The organism is Marinovum sp. PR37, from assembly GCF_028807375.1.
GTDB lineage: Bacteria > Pseudomonadota > Alphaproteobacteria > Rhodobacterales > Rhodobacteraceae > Marinovum > Marinovum algicola.
This window is the reverse complement of record NZ_JARAML010000074.1, coordinates 1-1,376: the sequence shown is the minus strand read 5'-3', so window position 1 is coordinate 1,376 and position 1,376 is coordinate 1. Positions and strand designations below refer to the sequence as shown.

At 65.3% G+C, this 1,376-nt stretch carries 1 protein-coding gene; it reads right to left on the bottom strand.

Translation table 11 applies throughout. From position 1 onward, the window contains the following. Nucleotides 1-199: 199 nt before the first annotated feature. Nucleotides 200-1,375 carry an elongation factor Tu gene (gene tuf / locus PVW49_RS23670; RefSeq protein WP_074835899.1) on the bottom strand — a complete coding sequence of 392 codons (1,176 nt, stop codon included), beginning with the start codon at nt 1,373-1,375 and terminating at the stop codon, nt 200-202. Nucleotide 1,376 lies beyond the last annotated feature (1 nt).

Sequence of the window (1,376 nt, the reverse complement as noted above, 5' to 3'; positions counted from 1 at the left end):
AGCCTGTCTGGCGCGATCGGGCGAGAGGTCCCGGATCAGGTCCGGGACGGGGCTGCGGGTGGCCTCGCGTCCCGGCCCCGCGCCGGGGCCTCGTGGTGGGGATGCCGCACCTGGCATCGGGCACAAAAAAGCCCGGCGACCCGCAGGGGCCGCCAGGCTGGAAGTGCTGTCCCGGGTCAGGCCCGGGACGGGATCGCGATCACTCGATGATCTTGGAGACGACGCCCGAGCCCACGGTGCGGCCGCCTTCACGGATGGCGAAGCGCAGGCCTTCTTCCATCGCGATCGGGGCGATCAGCTCCACGGTGAACTTCAGGTTGTCGCCCGGCATCACCATCTCGGTGCCCGAGGGCAGCTCCACGGTGCCGGTCACGTCGGTGGTCCGAAAGTAGAACTGCGGGCGGTAGTTGGCAAAGAACGGCGTGTGACGGCCACCTTCGTCCTTGGTCAGGATGTAGCTTTCCGCCTCGAACTTGGTGTGCGGCTTGACCGAACCCGGCTTGCAGAGAACCTGGCCACGCTCGACGCCCTCACGGTCGACACCGCGCAGCAGCGCGCCGATGTTGTCGCCGGCTTCACCGCGATCGAGCAGCTTGCGGAACATCTCGACACCGGTGCAGGTGGTCTTCTTGGTGTCGCGGATGCCGACGATCTCGATCTCGTCGCCAACGTTGATCACGCCACGCTCGACACGGCCGGTCACAACCGTACCGCGGCCGGAGATCGAGAACACGTCCTCGATCGGCATCAGGAAGTCCTGGTCGACGGCACGGGCCGGCTGCGGGATGTATTCATCCACGGCCGCCATCAGTTCCTTGATCTTCTCTTCGCCGATTTCCGGGTTGTTGCCTTCCATCGCCGCCAGCGCCGAGCCGGCGATGATCGGAATGTCGTCGCCCGGGAAATCGTACTCGGAGAGCAGTTCGCGGACTTCCATTTCCACCAGCTCGAGCAGCTCCTCGTCGTCGACCTGGTCGACCTTGTTGAGGAAGACGACCATCGCGGGGATGCCGACCTGACGGCCGAGCAGGATGTGCTCACGGGTCTGCGGCATCGGGCCGTCGGCCGCGTTCACCACCAGGATCGCGCCGTCCATCTGGGCGGCACCGGTGATCATGTTCTTGACGTAGTCGGCGTGGCCGGGGCAGTCGACGTGGGCGTAGTGCCGCGCCTCGGTCTCGTATTCCACGTGGGCGGTCGAGATGGTGATGCCGCGGGCTTTCTCTTCCGGCGCGCCGTCGATCTGGTCATAGGCCCTGAAGTCACCGAAGTACTTGGTGATCGCCGCGGTCAGCGTCGTCTTGCCGTGGTCAACATGGCCGATGGTGCCAATGTTGCAGTGCGGTTTGGAACGCTCAAACTTTTCCTTTGCCATG

Bases quoted from the DNA above. Each gene is read 5' to 3' on its own strand.
- tuf (WP_074835899.1), bottom strand. From the start codon at position 1,375: ATGGCAAAGGAAAAGTTTGAGCGTTCCAAACCGCACTGCAACATTGGC.